The organism is Candidatus Dorea massiliensis AP6, assembly GCF_964245105.1.
Lineage (GTDB): Bacteria > Bacillota > Clostridia > Lachnospirales > Lachnospiraceae > Laedolimicola > Laedolimicola intestinihominis.
Genome location: NZ_CAXTKW010000041.1, coordinates 1 through 1,515 on the forward strand (window position 1 = coordinate 1; position 1,515 = coordinate 1,515).

The 1,515-nt window shown below is 41.0% G+C and carries 2 protein-coding genes; one reads left to right on the forward strand and one right to left on the reverse strand.

The window, feature by feature from the left end; translation table 11 throughout:
- Positions 1-354: 354 nt before the first annotated feature.
- Positions 355-588, reverse strand: coding sequence for a helix-turn-helix domain-containing protein (locus ACESZP_RS17885; RefSeq protein ID WP_008396997.1), 234 nt, complete (start codon positions 586-588; stop codon positions 355-357).
- 237 nt (positions 589-825) lie between these two features.
- On the opposite strand from ACESZP_RS17885, the gene ACESZP_RS17890 reads away from it, so the two are divergent.
- Positions 826-1,449, forward strand: coding sequence for a helix-turn-helix domain-containing protein (locus ACESZP_RS17890; protein WP_008396996.1), 624 nt, complete (start codon positions 826-828; stop codon positions 1,447-1,449).
- Positions 1,450-1,515 lie beyond the last annotated feature (66 nt).

Genomic DNA, 1,515 nt, shown 5'->3' on the forward strand with positions numbered 1-1,515 from the left:
CATAGGTCGGACAGCTTTTTTCATAGCTACACTTGGTATGACTTCTCACAGCACTTTTTGTAAGTTGGGTGGACTTGTCCTACCAGTCGGCTTCACTTGGGTGGATGGTTGCACCCACTTCATTTTCTGGCTTGGGTGGACTATTCATAACACCTTTTGCATCTTGGGTGGACTTGTCCTACCAACAAGCTATAACTGGGTGGACGATTGCACCCATTCACATCCATCTTGTCCTCATTTTCCAAAAGTTCTGGTTGTATCTGAGGACTTGTCCGTGATATAATCTATTTGCGTGTAGGTATATCATGGCTTTTAGTCAGATACATACCAGAGGGATGGTCTTAGGACTGTCCCTTATTCATTTTTCATTGTTCCCTTGACCGCTTTTACTGCGTGTCTGTCTCGTAAATCCTTCCCCTCATTGAGAATCAGAAACTCGTCTAATCGTTCCCTGCGGATTAAGATTTTTCTTCCCACTCTAAGGATAGGCAGCTTTTCCCATTCCACAAGATTTCTAAGAGTGTTTCTTCCGATACCTGTATAGTCGGCAGCTTCTTCAATGGAGAGAGCAAACTTTAATTCTGTCATTCGATCACCTCATTCCTGCGTAGGATTACAAGTCTTGTATATCAGAGGATGTTCCTTTTTGAAGAAAGGATTAGCCTTTTTTAAAACTTGCGTTACGCAATTCTGATTAAAGTATATATCTTTTATAACGCTATGTCAAGCCTTACGAAATTCTATCATCTTTTATAGAATTGCGTATTGCAATATATCGTGTTATGTGGTATAGTAATGACATACCGAAAAAGGAGGTTCGCAAGTATGTTAAAAGATAAAGAATTGCGAAAGACAATCGGTAGCAGAGCAAAAAGCCGTAGACAGGAGTTAGGATTGAACCAGCCTTATGTCGCTGAAAAAATGGGCGTGACAGCCTCAACCATTCAGAGATACGAAGCAGGAACGATTGATAACACCAAGAAAATGACCTTAGAAGGTCTGGCAGATGCACTTCATGTATCTGTGGAATGGCTGAAAGGTGAGACGGACGAATACGAAACAGACATTACGGATAAAAGAGAATTACAGATTCGTGATGTGATGACTTCCATTCTGAATAAGCTCCCTTATGATATGGAACAGTCCGAAAGTGATTTTTCCAAAGACCTGCTACTACTGATGTTACGGGAATACGAGCTGTTCGTGGATTCGTTCCAGTTCGCTTGTAAGAATTTCAAAGGAAATACAGATAACAAAATGCTCGCCCAGACAATGGGGTTTGAATCCAATAAGGAATACAATGAGATTATGTTCCTTAGAGAAATCACCCACACCGTCAACGCATTGAACGATATGGGCGATATTGTAAGACTGTATTCTAAGAATCCTGAGACAGCGAAAAATCGACTAGCCAATCTTTTATCAGAAAAAGATCCCGATTCGGTATAGATAGGCAGACGGAGCTATGATATACTTACACGCAAGAAGCATTTCACCAGTTCCGATTGCCGATAT